Below are 15,397 nucleotides of genomic sequence, written 5' to 3'. Positions count from 1 at the left end.
CTCACTTCAGGTTTTCGTTGAAGAACCCGGTCATCCGGTCGAAGGGAATCTTGTCCATCCGGTCGTACAGATCCACGTGGACGGCGTCCGGGATGATCACGAGTTCCTTCGGCTCTGCCGCCGCTTCATGGGCGGTTTCGCTGAAGTAGCGCGAGTGGGCCTTCTCGCCGTGGACCAGCAGGATCGGCCGAGGCGAAATCTCCTGGATGTAGCTGAGGATCGGCAGGTTCATGAACGGCAGCGGCGTGGTGATCGTCCAGGCGTTGCCGGAGTTGACCGAGCGCGCGTGGTAGCCGCGCGGCGTCCGGTAATAGTTGGCGTACTCGACCAGGAACTGCGCTTCGCCGCCGTGCAGTTCGTTGTAGGGCGGCTGGTAGGCGGGCGTGCCGGCCTCCGCATCCTTCCAGCGCTGCCGGCTCAGCTGTTCCAGCGTCTGCGTGCGCTGCTCTAGCGTCACGCTGTCGTTGTAGCCCCTGGACATCACGCGCGTCATGTCGTACATGGTGCTGGCGGCCACGGCCTTGATGCGCTTGTCCACCGCAGCGGCGCTCAGCGCCATGCCACCCCAGCCGCAGATGCCGATGATGCCGATCCGCTCACGATCGACATTGGCTTGCAGGCCGAGGAAGTCCACCGCGGCGCTGAAATCCTCGACGCTGATGTCGGGCGAGGCGACGTTGCGCGGCTCGCCGCCGCTTTCGCCGGTATAGGAGGGGTCGAAGGCGAGGGCGATGAATCCACGCTCGGCCATGGTCTGCGCATACAAGCCGGAAGACTGCTCCTTCACCGCGCCGAAGGGGCCGCTGACGGCAAGCGCCGCCAGCTTGCCGGTGGAGTTTTTCGGCTGATAGAGGTCCGCGGCGAGGGTGATGCCGTAGCGGTTCCTGAACGTGATTTTTCGGTGCTCGACCTTGTCGCTCCTGGGGAAAGTCTTGTCCCATTCCTGTGTCAGCTGCATGCTCTTTGCCTCCGTGGTGGTAGCGGTCGCTGCCTGCGCCAGGCCTGCATGCGCGGCAAGCAGCGTGGCCGATCCTGCGAGAGCAGCATTCCTGATGAAGCCCCGGCGGGAGGTTGGCTGCTCGGCGGTCGTGGCGCTGTTGGCGGATTCATTCATGGTGTTCTCCATCTTCGAAGTTGCGGGAATCAGGTCGTATGCGTGCGGTAAATGGCTGGCCCGCGATCATCGGTGCGCGGACCTGCGCGCGGTCGCCACGGTCAGTACGGCGGAAGCCACCAGCAGCGCAGCGCTCACGATGAAAGTGCTCCGATGGCCGCTGTGGTCGAACAGCAGGCCGCCGACCACCGAGCCCAGCGCGATCGACATCTGCACGACCGCCACGAACAGGCCGCCACCCGCTTCCGCATCCTTCGGGAACGCCTTGGCGATCCATGCCCACCAGCCCACCGGCGCGGAAGTGCCGGTCAGCCCCCATATGCCCAGCAGCGCAACGACGGCAGCCGTCCACTCACCGAAAGCGACCAGCGCCACGGCGATCGCCGCCATCAGCAGCGGGATCACGATCAGCGTCCGGTAGAAGCCCCATTGCAGGATGCGTCCGATCAGCAGGGTGCCGATGAAGCCGGCGGCGCCGATCACCAGCAGGACCAGCGAGATCGCCGCGCCGTGCACGTCGGTGACCGTCTCCAGGAAGGGGCGGATATAGGTGAATAGCGAGAACTGGCCCATGAACAACAGGCTGCTGGCCAGCATGCCCACGGCTACGGCAGGGTGCCCGAACAGGGTGAAGACCTTGAAAGCGTTGCCGATGCCGGGCATGCGGGCAGCGGCCTGCATCGATGGCAGCGTCTTCCATTGCCAGGCCAGCGCGATCAGTGCGACGGGCACCAGGCAGAGGAAGGCGCCGCGCCAGCCGATGACGGTGCCGAGCCAGGCGCCCAGCGGCGCGGCCACCACCGTGGCCAGCGCATTGCCGCCATTGATCACCGCCAGCGCGCGCGGCACCTGCTGGATCGGTACCAGTCGCATGGCGGTGGCCGCCGACATCGACCAGAAACCGCCGACGACCACGCCGATCAGCGCGCGGCCCAGCATGTAGGTGAAGTAGTTCGGCGCCAATGCGACGATGGCGCCGGATACGCCCATCGCTGCGGTCAGGCCCAGCAGCAGGGTCTTGCGGTTCAGGCTGCCGGCCAGCGCGGAAATGAACAGACTGGTCAGTACGGCGAAGGCGCCGGAGATGGCGATGCCCTGGCCTGCCATGCCTTCGGTGATGCCGAGATCGCCGGCGATGGGCGTCAGCAGGCTGACGGGCAGGAACTCGGAGGCAATCAGAGCGAAGGCGCAGATCGACAGGGCGAAGACGCCGCCCCAGGAGGAGGGCTGCGTTGACGTTTCGTTGGGGGTTTCGATGTCGCCCGCAGGGGCGTCGATTGCGTTACTGGCGGTACTGGTCATGAGAGGCTGGGGAGGATTGTTGTTCTACGTTTTGAATGGCGATGCCGCGCGGCCCCCTGGGGATGCGCGCGGCGATGGCAACGGATGGCGTCAGGGTTCGGTGCGCTCGATGCGCAGCTGATACGGCCCCGGCTGCGCCAGGATGGACAGGCCTTCATCCACCTTGCCCAGCGGCAGCAGGCTGCGCGACCATGAGCGGCCTTTGACGAAGATCGCCAGGTTGCCCCAGGGGGCGTAGTGGGTCAGTTCGCCGGCTTCGGGCGCCATGCCTTCGGGAGCGCCCTGGGTGGAGAGCTTGCGCGGCAGGTCGGATACGCGCTCGATGGTGGCGTAGTCCGTCATCGTCAAGGACAGCGGCAGCAGGGAGGCGAAATCCCTCGCGGTGGCGTTGTCGTACAGCGTGGCCGTGGCAACCCGCTCGCCGACGATCAGGCGGATTTTCATGGCGAACTCCTTCGAGGGGGCAGGCGTCGCCTCTGCCGGCGTCTGGGCAAGCGAACTGCCCGAGCCGCAAGCAGCCAGGCCGAAGAACGAGCCGAGCAGCAGCGTCAGGCTTGCGCGCCGCGAATGGAGGGCGGGAAACGGGGAAGCCGGGGATGACTTTTTCATGCCCTGTATCTTCCACCTCGATACTTGCTGTGACTAGCTAATGAATTCTTAAAGACCTTATAAGGTTAACTAACCAATAACTCTCGAAATACGTGGGAAACTGCGCCATGGCCAGACGCAACCTCAACGACCTCCTGTACTTCGTCGCCATCGCGCGCGAAGGCAGCTTCACGCGTGCCGCTGCCCATCTGGGCGTGACGCAATCTGCATTGAGCCAGGCGATCAACGGCCTGGAGGCACGCCTCCAGATCCGGCTGCTGACCCGCACCACGCGCAGCGTCTCGCTGACCGCGGCGGGCGAACGGCTGTTGAACGCCATCGGCCACCGTTTCGACGAGATCGAGGCCGAACTGGATGAGCTGACCGAATTGCGCGACAAGCCTGCAGGAACGGTGCGCATCACCTGCGGCGATCACATCCTGCGGACCACGATCTTTCCGAAGCTCATCCCCTTGCTGCGCGAGTACCCGGACATCAGGATCGAGTTCGACGTGAACTACGGTTTCCGGGACATCGTCACGGATCGTTTCGATGCCGGCGTCCGGCTGGGCGACACCATCGACAAGGACATGATCGCGGTGCCCATCGGACCGCCTTTGCGCATGGCGATCGCCGCATCGCCCGAGTACTTCGAATCGCACCCCATTCCAAAGAGCCCTCACGATCTGCTGAATCACAACTGCATCAACATGCGGATGCAGAGCAGTGGCGGGATTTTCGTATGGGATTTCCGGCGGCGCGGAAAACAGCTGAACGTGCGCGTGGATGGGCAGCTCATCTTCAATACTTCACCCAACATCGTGGACGCCGCGCTCGCCGGACTCGGCATCGCGAGTCTGCCCGAGGAGGAGTTTGCGCCGCACCTCGAGGAAGGCCGGCTGATGCGTGTATTGGAAGACTGGTGCGAGCCGTTCTCGGGCTACTTTCTGTACTACCCCAGCCGCCGTCAGCCATCGCCGGCTTTCTCGCTGGTCGTCGATGCGCTGCGCCATAGCGGACCAAAGTCACACCCATGACGAAACACCGGTGGCCCCCTGTCCATCGACGCGCGGCAATGGTGTAATCTTGGCCATCCGGAGCAGGGGTCGGACAAATATGCACCTGAAGTGGCTTCCCATTGCAATCCTTTCGCTGGCCTTGCCGACTGCGGTCCTGGCGGCACCTGCAGGCGCCGAGTCCGCCAGCCAGGCGCTTCAGCAGGTGGATGACGCACAACGCGCGGTGCTGGCAGAGGAGGGGCGCAAGGCTGCATTCTTCTGTGCGAACTGCCATGGCGAGCAAGGCGTCAGCCGCTATGGCGAAGTCCCCAATCTGGCAGGCCAGCATCCTGCCTACATCCTTTCCCAGATCGAAGCCTTCCTCGCCGGCACGCGCAAGGACGACTTCATGCAGGGGCTGATGAAAGTGCTGAGCGAGCGCGACAAGCTTGCCATCGCGCTGTATTACGCCTCATCCCCGCCGCCGCAGATGAAGGCGGATGCCGGCGCCGGTGCCGGGCTCTACGAAAAGCACTGTGCGCTCTGCCACCAGCCCGATGCGGGCGGCGCCGAGACTTTCCCGCGCCTTGCCGGCCAGCAGGCCGAATATCTGCGCATCAGCCTGCGGCGATACCTGACCCGATCCGGCGAGCGCTTTTCCGCGCCGATGACGGCGGCGGTGACACAGCTGGGAGAGAAGAACATCAATGCGGTGGTGAACTACCTGGCCGGTGCGCATGCGGCACCGGGCACCGGCAGTTCGGCCGCGAACGGGCACTGACGACCCGCCGACCGGCATGGAATCGAACCCAACCCCTGCGCCGCGCTGGCCTTGCGGCCATGTCCTGCCCGATTATGAGCAGGGCGGGATCTACGGCCTGGCGCGCGATCTGCGGACCTGGCTGCATGGGCCCCGGGCCGGACTCGAAGCTGCGGAAGTCGAGGCAGGCGAAGCGGCCTGCGTCGTGCTGCTGGTGATCGATGGCCTCGGTGCGAATTTCCTCTCGGATGCCGGTGCAGGCTCGGTGCTCGCCGCCCATTATCGGCGCACGCTGACTTCGGTTTTCCCCAGCACCACAGCCAGTGCCATCACCACGCTGATGACCGGAGCCTCGCCGGCCGAACACGGCCTGAACGGCTGGTTCATTCACGACCCTCGCTTCGGCGGCGTGATCTCGCCTTTGCCGCTCGAGCTGCGCGGCGGCGGCGCACTGGCGCCCGGTATCGCGACCCGCCTGTTCCGGCAGGCCTCGATGTTCCGCGCCGCGCAGCGGCCCACGGTGATGCTTTCGCCCAGCCAGATCGCTTTTTCCCCCTATTCGCAGCACCATGCGCGCGGCGCGCGCGTCCGTCCATACGACGGCCTGGCGATGCTGGAGGAAGTGCTGCTGGAGGCCATCGGTGAACTCGGCCGTGAAGGTGGTTTCATCCATGCCTACTACCCGAGTTTCGATGCGCTGTGCCATGCCTACGGCTGCCGTTCGCCCCAGGCGCTGGGCTGCTTCGGCAAGATCGATGGAATGTTCGCCCGCCTCTGCGAGCGCTTGGCAGGGAGCGGCACGCGCATCCTGGTCACTGCCGACCACGGCTTCATCGACAGCTCGCCGGAGCGCACGCTGAAGCTGGCGCCGGACGGCGAGGCATCCGCGATGCTCGCCGCACCGCTGTTCGGCGAGCGCCGGCTGGCATTCTGCGCGGTCAGGCAGGGAGCCGAACGGGAGTTCGAGCGCTGGGCGGAGGAAACGCTGCGGGGGCGTGCCGTGCCGATGTCCGGCGCCGACTGCATCGCTGCCGGACTGCTCGGCCCCGGGCAGCCTCATCCCCGGCTGGCGGAGCGGGTCGGCAGCCATGTGCTGCTGATGGAGCCTGGCTGGACCATCGTCGATGAGGTCGAGGGTGAAAAGCCCCACGAGCTTATCGGCGTGCACGGCGGCATGACGGCCGATGAAATGCGGGTGCCGCTGATCGTCGCGCGGCCGTGATCGCTATCGTTCGGCTCTAGTGGATTTCGTCCTCGCCGGGCGGCAGGGGCACGACGAGGATGCCTTCATCGATCAGTTCCTCGACATCCTCCGGTGAGGCCTGGCCGCGGATGTTGCGCACCTCGGCTTCGCCGTAATGGATCCGGCGTGCCTCTTCCGGCAGGCGGTCGCCGACGTTCTCGGCGCTGCGGGACATGTGCCGCAGCATCTGCAGCATGTTCTCCGCGACCGCATGCGGCGGCTGATCGGGCTCGGCAGAAACGGGGACTGGCGCTGCCTGCACTTGTTCGACGGCATTGCCGGCAAACGGCGAGTGGCGCGTCTGCACGTACGGCGCGCTCGGCAGGCGACGCACCGCCGTGCTGCCGCACACGGGACAGCTCACGAGTTGGCGGGCACACTGTTCCTCGAAGGCTTCCGCCGAAGCGAACCAGCCTTCGAAGCGATGCTCCTGGCTACAGCAGAGGTCTAGGACGATCACGATAAGTGCATGCGGGTTGGGAGGCGCCCCGATGGCGCCTGCGAACCTTTCAGACCAACTGGATATGGAATGGTGCCCGGGACGGGACTCGAACCCGTAAGGCTTGCGCCGGCGGATTTTAAGTCCGCTATGGTTACCAATTTCATCACCCGGGCAGGGCCACGCCGGCGGGCGTGATCAGCTCAGCGCGGCTGCTCCGGCAGGACGATGTTGACCTCGAGCACGTCCATGTTGTCCTGCTTGTCGAGCTGGACCTTGATGTCGTCGGGGTTCACCGCGACGTATTTCGAGATCACCTCGATCAGTTCGCGCTGCAGCGCAGGCAGGAAGTCGGCGGCGGGGGAGTTGCCTGCACGTTCGTGGGCGATCAGCAGCGACAGGCGGTTCTTGGCGATTTCCGCAGTCTTTTTCTTTTCGCCGAAAAGGCGGGAAAGGAAGGACATGTCACTTGCCTCCGAACAGGCGCTTGATCAGGCCGGGCTTTTCGTAGTTGACGAAGCGCAGCGGACGTTCCTCGCCGAGGAAGCGGGCGACGATGTCGGCGTAGGCTTCAGCCACGTCGGTGCCCTTGAGGTGGATTGCCGGCGTGCCTTGGTTGGAGGCGTGCAGCACCGATTCCGACTCGGGAATGACCCCGATCAGCGGCACGCGCAGCAGTTCCTGCACGTCCTTGTACGACAGCATTTCGCCTTCCTCGACGCGCTTGGGCGAGTAGCGGGTGATGAGCAGGTGCTCCTTGACCGGCTCGCCGCCTTCGCGGGCGCGCTTGGACTTGCTCTGCAGGATGCCGAGGATGCGGTCGGAGTCGCGCACCGAGGAGACTTCGGGGTTGCTCGTGACGATCGCTTCGTCGGCGAAGGTCAGCGCCATCACCGCGCCGCGCTCGATGCCGGCGGGGGAGTCGCAGACGACGTAGTCGAAGCCCATGTGCTGCAGCTCTTCGAGCACCTTCTCGACGCCTTCCTCGGTCAGCGCATCCTTGTCGCGGGTCTGCGAAGCCGGCAGGATGAACAGGTTTTCGCAGTTCTTGTCCTTGATCAGAGCCTGGTTCAGGCGCGCTTCGCCGTTGACGACGTTGACCAGGTCATACACCACGCGGCGTTCGCAGCCCATGATGAGGTCGAGGTTGCGCAGGCCGACGTCGAAGTCGATGACCGCGGTCTTGTAGCCGCGCAGGGCGAGGCCGGAGGCGAATGCCGCACTGGTGGTGGTCTTGCCCACGCCACCCTTGCCCGACGTAATCACGATGACTTTCACGGTTTCCCCTTGTTCTGCTGTATGGCTGCGTTCAGATGGATTGCAGCGCTTCGATGTTGAGAGTGTTCTCGGCGCCGCTCAGGCGCACCTGTGTCGCACGTCCGGCGATGGTCTCGGGAATGCCGCGCTCGAAAGTGCGGAACACGCCGGAGATGGAAACCAGTTCCGGGCCGAAATTGCTGGTGATGATACGGGCTCGATCATCGCCCTGCGCGCCGGCGATGGCGCGCCCGCGCAACGGGCCGTAACAATGGATGCTGCCGTCGGCGATGACTTCGGCGCCGGGGCTGACGCCGCCCACCAGCACCAGGTCGGCGCCGCGCGCATAGACCTGCTGGCCGGAGCGCAGCGGGCGGTCGATGAACATGGTCGGCGCCGCTGCCGGCTGCGGTGCAGCGGCGGGCGCCTGGGGTGCCGCTGCAGGTGGCTCGGGCGCGCGCGCCGGCACAGGCGTTTCGATCGGCCGCGGGGTGCCGGTGACTGCTTCGTCGAGTTGAGCCAGGCCCGCGCGGCGGGCACCTTCCTCATGTCCCGGCGGCAGGTTGAAGACGCCGATCGGCTGCAGGCGATAGCGGCGCATCAGCGAATTCAAACCCGCCCAGTCGATCGACGACGGCACTTCGGCCAGTGCGGCAAAGTCGAGGATCACCGCTTCACCATTGAAGAAATCGGGCATGCCGCCGAACATCTTGTGCAGTGCGTCCGCCAGGGCGGGCGGTTCGGTGGCCTGTAGCACGGCGACGGTCGCGCCGAGCGTGGTGTTGCGGAACTGGACAGGCGCGGAGGCGGACATGGATGGAAGCTTCTTCAAAATCAAGGAAGTGTACTGATCGACGTGCGATCGGGCAAGGCCGGGGCAGGAAGCCGGCAACGAAAGCGCGCATGCGCTCGCGGTCCGCGCCGCGCCTGGATCGGCGCGGGGGATCGCCTCAGTGCAGCGTGCGTGCCTGGAACAAGGCGTCCACCTCGGCTGCGCCGAAGCGGTAGGTGTGGTTCGACAAGTCGTCGTGCACCACGATCTCGCCGTGTTCGGCCAGCAGCTTGCGCGCTTCGTCCTCACCCAGGCCGAGCAGCATCGTGGCGACCTTGTCCGGGTCGGCCGGCCAGTCGTGCGTGACGCTGCGGGCCTCGAACAGGCGCACGTTCTCTTCGGCGAACAGGCGGCGCAGGATTTCGGCGGCATCAAGGCCGAGCAGTTCGTCGTCGCGCACGGTGGCGGCAAGCTGCTGCACCCGCGACCAGCCGTCGAGATCCTTCAGGTCCGCGCCCGGCAGCTTCTGCACGAACAGCGCGGTGGCGGCATCCGCGCCGCAGGCCAGCCACAGCCCCGCGGGCTGCTGCTCGGACTGGGCGAGATAGTGCTCGAAGACCTCGGCGATGCTGTCGCCTTCGAGCGGCACCAGGCTCTGGTAGGGCAGATCCAGGCCGGGGATGTCGAGCGACAACTGCAGACGGCCGTCGCCGACCAGTTCGGTGAGCTTGCCGTCGGCCGGCGCGCCTTCGGATTTGGCGTAGCCGCGCAGGTTCAGCGTCTCGGCGCAGTCGACCACCAGCAGGCTGACCGGGCCGTGGCCGCTGACCTGGAAGGTCAGCCGGCCGGGCTGCTTGAGGTTGCCGGCGATCACCACCGACACCGCGGCCATCTGGCCGAGCAGGCGGGCGACGGCGGCCGGGTAGTCGCGCCCGGCCTGCATCGCCTGCCAGACGTCGCTCAGGTGCACGACGGCGCCGCGGATGTCGAGGTCTTCCAGCAGAAAGCGCTGGACGTAGCTGGAGGGGAGGGATGTGCTCATCGGGCGGCTTCCTTGAGGGCCGAGGCGAAGCGCTCGGGATCGAAACCGACCAGCAGTTCGCCTGCAGCCGTTTCGACCACCGGGCGCCGGATCAGGCTCGTGTTCGCCTGCATTAGTGCGATGGCGTCTTCGGTGGAACTGATGGCCTGCTGTTCCGGAGACAGCTTGCGCCAGGTGGTGCCGCGCTTGTTGACCAGCGCCTCCCAGCCGAGCTTGCCGCACCAGTGTGCCAGCGTGGCGGTATCGATGCCCGACTTCTTGTAGTCGTGGAAGTCGTAGGCGATGCCCGCAGCGTCGAGCCAGGCGAAGGCCTTTTTCATGGTGTCGCAGTTCTTGATGCCGTAAACGCGACAGGCCGGCTTGCCTGCCGCTTGGTGATTCTGTGTCGTCATGTCTTGGATAGTCCAAACTTCATGGGTTGCACCAGGAGGATGTATCTGCTTTTCCGGTCGCGCTGCCTGAATGCCGATCCAGCGGCAGCAGCAAGCCAGAAAGCTGTGCATCCGGTTCGGAGCGTGCAGCGCAGCCCGCAAGGATACAAGCTGGACATCCGCCGGCACAGGCCGGCATGCGCCTGGTGGCGACGGTCAGCTCGTGATATGGCTTTTACTGCTGGCGCCCGGCTGGCATCGAAGGCTATCCTGCTCATCCAGAACATCGCCAGTACCGGCGGCAGTCATCGAGAAAGAAGCACGCCATGGCTACATCATCCAGCCTCACGCTCGCTACCCTGGCGCTGCTGGTCATCGGCCTGGGCGGCTGCACCTTGAAGAGTGACTCGGAATACTCCGCCGACCAGCGCCGCCGCGAACGCGAGCAGGCACTGCAAGGGATGCGATTGTCTACGCAGCAAACGCCGCGTGGTACCGATCTGGTGGGAGATGCCCTGGCTGCTGCACTGGCGGGCAAGACCTTGGTTAACCGTTATCCTCAGGCGCCCGGCAACAAGCACGGTCCCTATGTGGTGCGCCGGTACTTCGCTCCGGATGGCCACTTCGTTTTCAGCGATGAGCCGCAGATCATGCATTGGCCCAGTAGCGACGATGCCAACCATCGCTGGCGCGTCGATGGCGAGCGGCTGTGCATCCAGGGCCCGCCGTCGCCGCGGGAGTGGAAATGCTACCGCATGGCGCGGACCGGCGATGGCGCGTTGCAATGGTTCATCGATGAGCCCGGCGATTCCTTCGACGGGCTCATCACCATCGTCACCCGAGAGATTCTGGACGGCTCACCGGGAAATCCGTCATCTGCCGGTGACCGCCGGAAGGATTGATTTTTACCTGTTGCCACGTGCGCGGGCGAAAGCTTCGGCCAGCGCATTGCCTGCGGCAGGCCTGTCCTGGCCGCGACGCGGCGCCGACGAAGCGCGATCGTGGCCAGTGCCGTGGCGATCACCTCCGCGGCGGTCGCTGCCGCGCATGTCGCCGCGGACCGCGCCGTCGTTGCGCTTCGGCGCGACTTCGTCGCCCAGCCTCATGGTCAGCGCGATGCGGTGGCGCGGGATGTCCACTTCCAGAACCTTGACCTTGACCACCTGGCCGGCCTTGACGACGCTGTGCGGGTCCTTGACGAAGGTGTTGGACAGCGCGGAGATATGCACCAGGCCGTCCTGATGCACGCCGATGTCGACGAAGGCGCCGAAGTTGGTGACGTTGGTGACCACGCCTTCGAGCTGCATGCCGGGCTGCAGGTCCTTCAGGGTCTCGACGCCTTCGCGGAAGCTGGCGGTGCGGAATTCGGGGCGCGGGTCGCGGCCAGGTTTTTCCAGCTCGGCCAGGATGTCCTGCACCGTCGGCAGGCCGAAGCGCTCGTCGGTGAATTCGGTGGGCTTCAGGCTCTTCAGGAAGCCGCCGTTGCCCATCAGCTCGCGCACGCTCTTCTGCACCCTGGCGATGATGCGTTCGACCACCGGATAGGCTTCCGGGTGCACCGACGAGGCATCGAGCGGGTTGTCGCCGCTGGGGATGCGCAGGAAGCCGGCGGCCTGCTCGAAGGTCTTGGGGCCGAGGCGGGGCACGTCCTTCAGCGCGTCGCGGCTGCGGAACGGGCCCCTGGTGTTGCGGTATTCGACGATGTTGCCGGCGAGCGTGGCGTTCAGGCCGGAGATGCGGGCGAGCAGCGGCACCGAGGCGGTGTTCACATCCACGCCGACGGCGTTCACGCAGTCTTCGACCACCGCGTCGAGGCTCTTCGCCAGGCGACCCTGGTTGACGTCGTGCTGGTACTGGCCGACGCCGATCGACTTGGGATCGATCTTGACCAGCTCGGCCAGCGGATCCTGCAGGCGGCGGGCGATGGAGACCGCGCCGCGCAGGCTGACGTCGAGATCGGGGAATTCGCGCGCGGCGAGCTCGGAGGCCGAATACACCGAGGCGCCGGCTTCCGACACCACGATCTTGGTCAGCGGCAGCTCGGCGTGGCGCTTCATCAGTTCGGCGACCAATGCATCGGTTTCACGCGAGGCGGTGCCGTTGCCGATCGCGATCAGCTCGACCGCATGCTTCTTGGCCAGCGCGGCGATCGTGGCGATGGCGGATTCGCGGTCGCGGCGCGGCTCGAAGGGGTAGACCGTCGCGGTATCCACCAGCTTGCCGGTGGCATCGACCACCGCGACCTTGACGCCGGTGCGGATGCCGGGATCGAGGCCGATCGTAGCGCGGGTGCCGGCCGGCGCGGCAAGCAGCAGATCCTTCAGGTTGCGGGCGAAGACGCGGATCGCTTCTTCCTCGGCGCGGTCGCGCAGTTCGCCCATCAGTTCCAGTTCGAGGTGGATCGAGATCTTCACGCTCCAGGCCCAGCGCACGGTGTCGGCCAGCCAGCGGTCGGCCGGGCGGCCCTGGTTGCGGATGCCGAAGCGGGCGGCGATGCGGCCTTCGCAGGGATGGGGCGCATCGGCGTCCGCACGCTCGACGTCCAGCGCCAGCCGCAGCACGCCTTCGTTGCGGCCGCGCAGCAAGGCCAGCGCGCGGTGCGAAGGCATCGTGGCGACGGCTTCCTGGAAGTCGAACCAGTCGCGGAACTTGGCGCCTTCGTTTTCCTTGCCTTCGATCACCGTCGAACGCACCTGGCCGTGTTCGTGCAGGTAGCTGCGCAGTTCGCCGAGCAGTGCGGCGTCTTCGGCGAAGACTTCCATCAGGATCTGGCGCGCGCCGTCGAGCACCGCCTTGGTATCGGCGAAGCCGGCCTCGGCGTTGAGGTACCTGGTCGCTTCGTCCTCTGGCACCAGCGTCGGGTCGGCGAGCAAGGCCTCGGCCAGCGGGCCGATGCCGGCTTCACGGGCGATCTGGGCCTTGGTGCGGCGCTTGGGCTTGTAGGGCAGGTAGAGGTCTTCGAGGCGCTGCTTGCTCTCGGCATGCTCAATCTCGTTGCGCAGCTCGGCCGTCAGCTTGCCCTGTTCCTCGATCGAGGCGAGCACCGTGGTACGGCGGTCTTCGAGCTCGCGCAGGTAGCCCAGGCGCTCTTCCAGCGTGCGCAGCTGGGTGTCGTCCAGGCCGCCGGTGACTTCCTTGCGGTAGCGGGCGATGAAGGGCACGGTGGCGCCGTCGTCCAGCAACTGGACGGCGGACATGACCTGGCGCGGGGAAACGCCGATTTCTTCGGCGATGCGGTGTTCGATCGGAGGGAGCATGTAAAGGAGCAGGTTCGGGTGAAACGGAGGGCGCGATGGTGCAGCAAGCGGCGCGCCCCGACAAGCCTGGGATCGCTCTTCGCCTGGGCCGGGAGCGCGCTCCCGTGCAGTGAAAAACGCCCCGGATGCCCGGCCGGCGGGCCTGCCGGGCATCCGGGGCGGGGAGGGCGAGCGTTGCCTTGGCCGGCGTCCTGTCAGGACACTGCGCCGATGAAATTGGCCAGCTCCGGCGTGCCCGGCTCGGCGAACAGCTGCCTGGGGACGCCGCTCTCGTGGATCAGGCCGTGGTGCATGAAGATCAGCTTGTTGCCGACCTCGCGGGCAAAGCGCATCTCGTGCGTCACCATGATCAGCGTCATGCCTTCCTCGGCGAGCTGCCGCACCACCGCGAGCACTTCGTTGACCAGTTCGGGGTCGAGTGCCGAGGTGATCTCGTCGCACAGCAGCACCCGCGGCCGCATCGCCAGTGCGCGGGCAATCGCCACGCGCTGTTGCTGGCCGCCGGACAGCTGGTCGGGGTAGGCGGAGAACTTCTCCGCCAGGCCGACTTTCAGCAGCATCTCCTTGGCGATGTCGCCGGCCTCGGCATGGGCGGTCTTCTTCACCACCTTCAGCGCCAGCATCACGTTCTCGCCTACCGTCAGATGCGGAAACAGGTTGAACTGCTGGAACACCATGCCGACCTTCTGGCGCAGCGTGCGCAGGTCGCCGAAGCCGTCGTCGAGGGCGACGCCGTCGACCACCAGTTCGCCGCGGTCGATGCTTTCCAGGCCGTTGATGGTGCGTAGCAGGGTGCTCTTGCCCGAGCCGCTGCGGCCGATCAGCGCCACCACATCGCCGGCCTCGACGTCGAGGTCGATGCCCTTGAGCACGTGGTTGCTGCCGAAGGTCTTGTGCACGCCTCTGAGTTTAACGAGCGGCATGGTATTTGGTCTCCAGGTGTCTGGCATACAGCGAAAGCGGATAGCACAGCAGGAAATAGGCGATGGCCACGAGGCCGAAGATCAGGAAGGGCTGGAAGGTGGCGTTGGCCAGCATCGAGCCGGTCTTGGTCAGTTCGGTGAAGCCGATGATCGAGGCCACCGCGGTGCTCTTGACCACCTGCACCAGGAAGCCCACGGTCGGCGCGATGGCGATGCGCAGCGCCTGTGGCAGCACCACGTGGCGCATCTGCTCGCGGTAGTTCAACGCCAGGCTGGCCGACGCTTCCCACTGGCCCTTGGGCACGGCCTCGACGCAGCCGCGCCAGATCTCCGCCAGGTAGGCGCTGGTGAACAGGGTCAGCCCGACTGCTGCCGCCAGCCAGGCCGAGACGTCCACGCCCAGCATCGACAGACCGAAGAAGATGATGAACAGCTGCATCAGCAGCGGCGTACCCTGGAAGACCTCGATGTAGGCCTTGCTCAGTACGGTCAGCGCACGCTTGCCGGATACCCGGGCGAACAGCACGACCAGCCCGGCGATGCCGCCGCAGACGAAGGCGATCAGCGACAGCGCGACCGTCCATTTGGCGCCTTCGGCCAGGCTGTCGAGCAGCGCCCAGATCGAAAATTGCGTCAGCATGGCTCACGCTCCCCTGGTCTGCGGCTTGCGCGCGACGATCACGCGGCGGCCGAACACGTTCAGCGCGTAGCGCACCATCCAGGCCATCGCAAAGTACATCGCCGTCACCACCAGATAGGTCTCGAAAGCGCGGAAGTTGCGCGACTGGATGAAGTTGGCGGCAAAGGTCAGGTCCTCGGCGGCGATCTGCGAGCACACCGCCGAGCCGAGCATGACGATGACGATCTGGCTCGACAGCGCCGGCCACACCTTCTGCAGCGCCGGCCGCAGCACGACGTGGAAGAAGATCTGCAGCCGGCCCATCGCCAGCGACTGCGCCGCCTCGATCTGCCCGCGCGGCGTGGCCTGGATGCCGGCGCGGATGATCTCGGTGGTGTAGGCGCCCAGGTTCACCACCACCGCGAGGAAGCTCGCCTGCCATTCGCTGATCTGCACGCCCAGCGAGGGCAGGCCGAAGAAGATGAACAGCAGCTGCACCAGGAAGGGCGTGTTGCGGATCAGTTCGACGTAGGCGCCGAACAGCCAGTCGAGCGGATGCAGCTTCCAGGCCCGACACATGCCACCGGCGATGCCGATGGCCGTGCCCACCACCGCGCCCACTGCCGTCATTGCCAGCGTGAATGCAGCGCCCTTCAGCAGCATGTCGCCGTAGTCGAACACCGCCAGGAAATCGAACTGATAAGCCATGGGA

The 15,397-nt window shown here is 66.0% G+C and carries 17 protein-coding genes and 1 tRNA gene; 4 read left to right on the top strand and 14 right to left on the bottom strand.

Features of this window, described 5'->3' with window-relative positions:
• Position 1: 1 nt before the first annotated feature.
• The 3 genes from NX068_RS19180 to NX068_RS19170 all read right to left on the bottom strand — a co-directional run bounded on the left by NX068_RS19180 (position 2) and on the right by NX068_RS19170 (position 3,025).
• Positions 2 to 1,114, bottom strand: a complete 1,113-nt coding sequence (locus tag NX068_RS19180) for an alpha/beta hydrolase (RefSeq protein WP_263462818.1) — start codon at positions 1,112 to 1,114, stop codon at positions 2 to 4.
• 66 nt (positions 1,115 to 1,180) lie between these two features.
• Entirely contained in the window at positions 1,181 to 2,416 is a 1,236-nt protein-coding gene (locus tag NX068_RS19175) for an MFS transporter (protein WP_263462817.1), read from the bottom strand.
• Between the two features lie 90 nt (positions 2,417 to 2,506).
• On the bottom strand, positions 2,507 to 3,025 hold the full coding sequence (locus NX068_RS19170; protein WP_263462816.1) for a cyclophilin-like fold protein: 519 nt from the start codon (positions 3,023 to 3,025) through the stop codon (positions 2,507 to 2,509).
• Positions 3,026 to 3,132: 107 nt separating this feature from the next.
• Here NX068_RS19170 and NX068_RS19165 point away from each other — a divergent pair, with 107 nt between their 5' ends.
• The 3 genes from NX068_RS19165 (at position 3,133) to NX068_RS19155 (ending at position 5,984) form a co-directional block, all read left to right on the top strand.
• On the top strand, positions 3,133 to 4,041 hold the full coding sequence (locus NX068_RS19165) for a LysR family transcriptional regulator (RefSeq protein ID WP_263462815.1): 909 nt from the start codon (positions 3,133 to 3,135) through the stop codon (positions 4,039 to 4,041).
• A 184-nt stretch (positions 4,042 to 4,225) separates the two neighbouring features.
• A complete protein-coding gene (locus tag NX068_RS19160; protein ID WP_263462814.1) occupies positions 4,226 to 4,783 on the top strand; it encodes a c-type cytochrome in 558 nt (185 codons plus the stop codon).
• 16 nt (positions 4,784 to 4,799) lie between these two features.
• On the top strand, positions 4,800 to 5,984 hold the full coding sequence (locus NX068_RS19155) for an alkaline phosphatase family protein (protein ID WP_263462813.1): 1,185 nt from the start codon (positions 4,800 to 4,802) through the stop codon (positions 5,982 to 5,984).
• 16 nt (positions 5,985 to 6,000) lie between these two features.
• Here NX068_RS19155 and NX068_RS19150 read toward each other — a convergent pair whose 3' ends face one another.
• The 7 genes from NX068_RS19150 to NX068_RS19120 form a co-directional block, all read right to left on the bottom strand.
• The gene (locus tag NX068_RS19150; protein WP_263462812.1) at positions 6,001 to 6,465 is read right to left on the bottom strand and encodes a DUF1178 family protein; all 465 of its coding nucleotides are present in this window, start codon (positions 6,463 to 6,465) and stop codon (positions 6,001 to 6,003) included.
• A 70-nt stretch (positions 6,466 to 6,535) separates the two neighbouring features.
• Positions 6,536 to 6,620, bottom strand: a tRNA-Leu gene (locus NX068_RS19145).
• 27 nt (positions 6,621 to 6,647) lie between these two features.
• A complete protein-coding gene (gene minE, locus NX068_RS19140) occupies positions 6,648 to 6,908 on the bottom strand; it encodes a cell division topological specificity factor MinE (protein ID WP_068639159.1) in 261 nt (86 codons plus the stop codon).
• 1 nt (position 6,909) lies between these two features.
• Positions 6,910 to 7,722 carry a septum site-determining protein MinD gene (gene minD, locus NX068_RS19135; protein WP_263462811.1) on the bottom strand — a complete coding sequence of 271 codons (813 nt, stop codon included), beginning with the start codon at positions 7,720 to 7,722 and terminating at the stop codon, positions 6,910 to 6,912.
• Between the two features lie 31 nt (positions 7,723 to 7,753).
• The gene (gene minC, locus NX068_RS19130; protein ID WP_263462810.1) at positions 7,754 to 8,515 is read right to left on the bottom strand and encodes a septum site-determining protein MinC; all 762 of its coding nucleotides are present in this window, start codon (positions 8,513 to 8,515) and stop codon (positions 7,754 to 7,756) included.
• A gap of 136 nt (positions 8,516 to 8,651) precedes the next feature.
• A complete protein-coding gene (hslO, locus tag NX068_RS19125) occupies positions 8,652 to 9,515 on the bottom strand; it encodes an Hsp33 family molecular chaperone HslO (protein WP_263462809.1) in 864 nt (287 codons plus the stop codon).
• Positions 9,512 to 9,907, bottom strand: a complete 396-nt coding sequence (locus NX068_RS19120; RefSeq protein WP_263462808.1) for an ArsC family reductase — start codon at positions 9,905 to 9,907, stop codon at positions 9,512 to 9,514. The genes hslO and NX068_RS19120 overlap by 4 nt, the downstream gene beginning before the upstream one ends.
• Before the next feature lie 305 nt (positions 9,908 to 10,212).
• Here NX068_RS19120 and NX068_RS19115 point away from each other — a divergent pair, with 305 nt between their 5' ends.
• Positions 10,213 to 10,788, top strand: coding sequence for a hypothetical protein (locus tag NX068_RS19115; protein ID WP_263462807.1), 576 nt, complete (start codon positions 10,213 to 10,215; stop codon positions 10,786 to 10,788).
• A gap of 3 nt (positions 10,789 to 10,791) precedes the next feature.
• Here NX068_RS19115 and NX068_RS19110 read toward each other — a convergent pair whose 3' ends face one another.
• From NX068_RS19110 to NX068_RS19095, 4 genes are all read right to left on the bottom strand, one after another.
• Positions 10,792 to 13,143, bottom strand: coding sequence for a Tex family protein (locus NX068_RS19110; protein WP_263462806.1), 2,352 nt, complete (start codon positions 13,141 to 13,143; stop codon positions 10,792 to 10,794).
• Positions 13,144 to 13,337: 194 nt separating this feature from the next.
• Positions 13,338 to 14,066, bottom strand: a complete 729-nt coding sequence (locus NX068_RS19105) for an amino acid ABC transporter ATP-binding protein (RefSeq protein WP_263462805.1) — start codon at positions 14,064 to 14,066, stop codon at positions 13,338 to 13,340.
• Positions 14,053 to 14,706: an amino acid ABC transporter permease gene (locus NX068_RS19100; protein WP_263462804.1), complete on the bottom strand. Its 654-nt coding sequence runs from the start codon at positions 14,704 to 14,706 to the stop codon at positions 14,053 to 14,055. Before NX068_RS19100 ends, NX068_RS19105 begins: the two co-directional genes overlap by 14 nt.
• A 3-nt stretch (positions 14,707 to 14,709) precedes the next feature.
• Positions 14,710 to 15,393, bottom strand: coding sequence for an amino acid ABC transporter permease (locus tag NX068_RS19095; RefSeq protein WP_263462803.1), 684 nt, complete (start codon positions 15,391 to 15,393; stop codon positions 14,710 to 14,712).
• Positions 15,394 to 15,397: the final 4 nt, after the last annotated feature.

The sequence above is a fragment of the Thauera carbonicopians genome (genome assembly GCF_025699485.1).
GTDB lineage: Bacteria > Pseudomonadota > Gammaproteobacteria > Burkholderiales > Rhodocyclaceae > Thauera.
Note: the sequence above shows the minus strand (reverse complement) of the source record. Positions and strands in the feature narration are given on the sequence as shown.

What these genes read in the sequence shown, in the direction of transcription:
- NX068_RS19180 (WP_263462818.1), bottom strand. Translation starts at nt 1,114, where the DNA reads ATGAATGAATCCGCCAACAGCGCCACGACCGCCGAGCAGCCAACCTCC.
- NX068_RS19175 (WP_263462817.1), bottom strand. Translation starts at nt 2,416, where the DNA reads ATGACCAGTACCGCCAGTAACGCAATCGACGCCCCTGCGGGCGACATC.
- NX068_RS19170 (WP_263462816.1), bottom strand. Translation starts at nt 3,025, where the DNA reads ATGAAAAAGTCATCCCCGGCTTCCCCGTTTCCCGCCCTCCATTCGCGG.
- NX068_RS19165 (WP_263462815.1), top strand. Translation starts at nt 3,133, where the DNA reads ATGGCCAGACGCAACCTCAACGACCTCCTGTACTTCGTCGCCATCGCG.
- NX068_RS19155 (WP_263462813.1), top strand. Translation starts at nt 4,800, where the DNA reads ATGGAATCGAACCCAACCCCTGCGCCGCGCTGGCCTTGCGGCCATGTC.
- minE (WP_068639159.1), bottom strand. Translation starts at nt 6,908, where the DNA reads ATGTCCTTCCTTTCCCGCCTTTTCGGCGAAAAGAAAAAGACTGCGGAA.
- minC (WP_263462810.1), bottom strand. Translation starts at nt 8,515, where the DNA reads ATGTCCGCCTCCGCGCCTGTCCAGTTCCGCAACACCACGCTCGGCGCG.
- hslO (WP_263462809.1), bottom strand. Translation starts at nt 9,515, where the DNA reads ATGAGCACATCCCTCCCCTCCAGCTACGTCCAGCGCTTTCTGCTGGAA.
- NX068_RS19120 (WP_263462808.1), bottom strand. Translation starts at nt 9,907, where the DNA reads ATGACGACACAGAATCACCAAGCGGCAGGCAAGCCGGCCTGTCGCGTT.
- NX068_RS19115 (WP_263462807.1), top strand. Translation starts at nt 10,213, where the DNA reads ATGGCTACATCATCCAGCCTCACGCTCGCTACCCTGGCGCTGCTGGTC.
- NX068_RS19110 (WP_263462806.1), bottom strand. Translation starts at nt 13,143, where the DNA reads ATGCTCCCTCCGATCGAACACCGCATCGCCGAAGAAATCGGCGTTTCC.
- NX068_RS19105 (WP_263462805.1), bottom strand. Translation starts at nt 14,066, where the DNA reads ATGCCGCTCGTTAAACTCAGAGGCGTGCACAAGACCTTCGGCAGCAAC.
- NX068_RS19100 (WP_263462804.1), bottom strand. Translation starts at nt 14,706, where the DNA reads ATGCTGACGCAATTTTCGATCTGGGCGCTGCTCGACAGCCTGGCCGAA.
- NX068_RS19095 (WP_263462803.1), bottom strand. Translation starts at nt 15,393, where the DNA reads ATGGCTTATCAGTTCGATTTCCTGGCGGTGTTCGACTACGGCGACATG.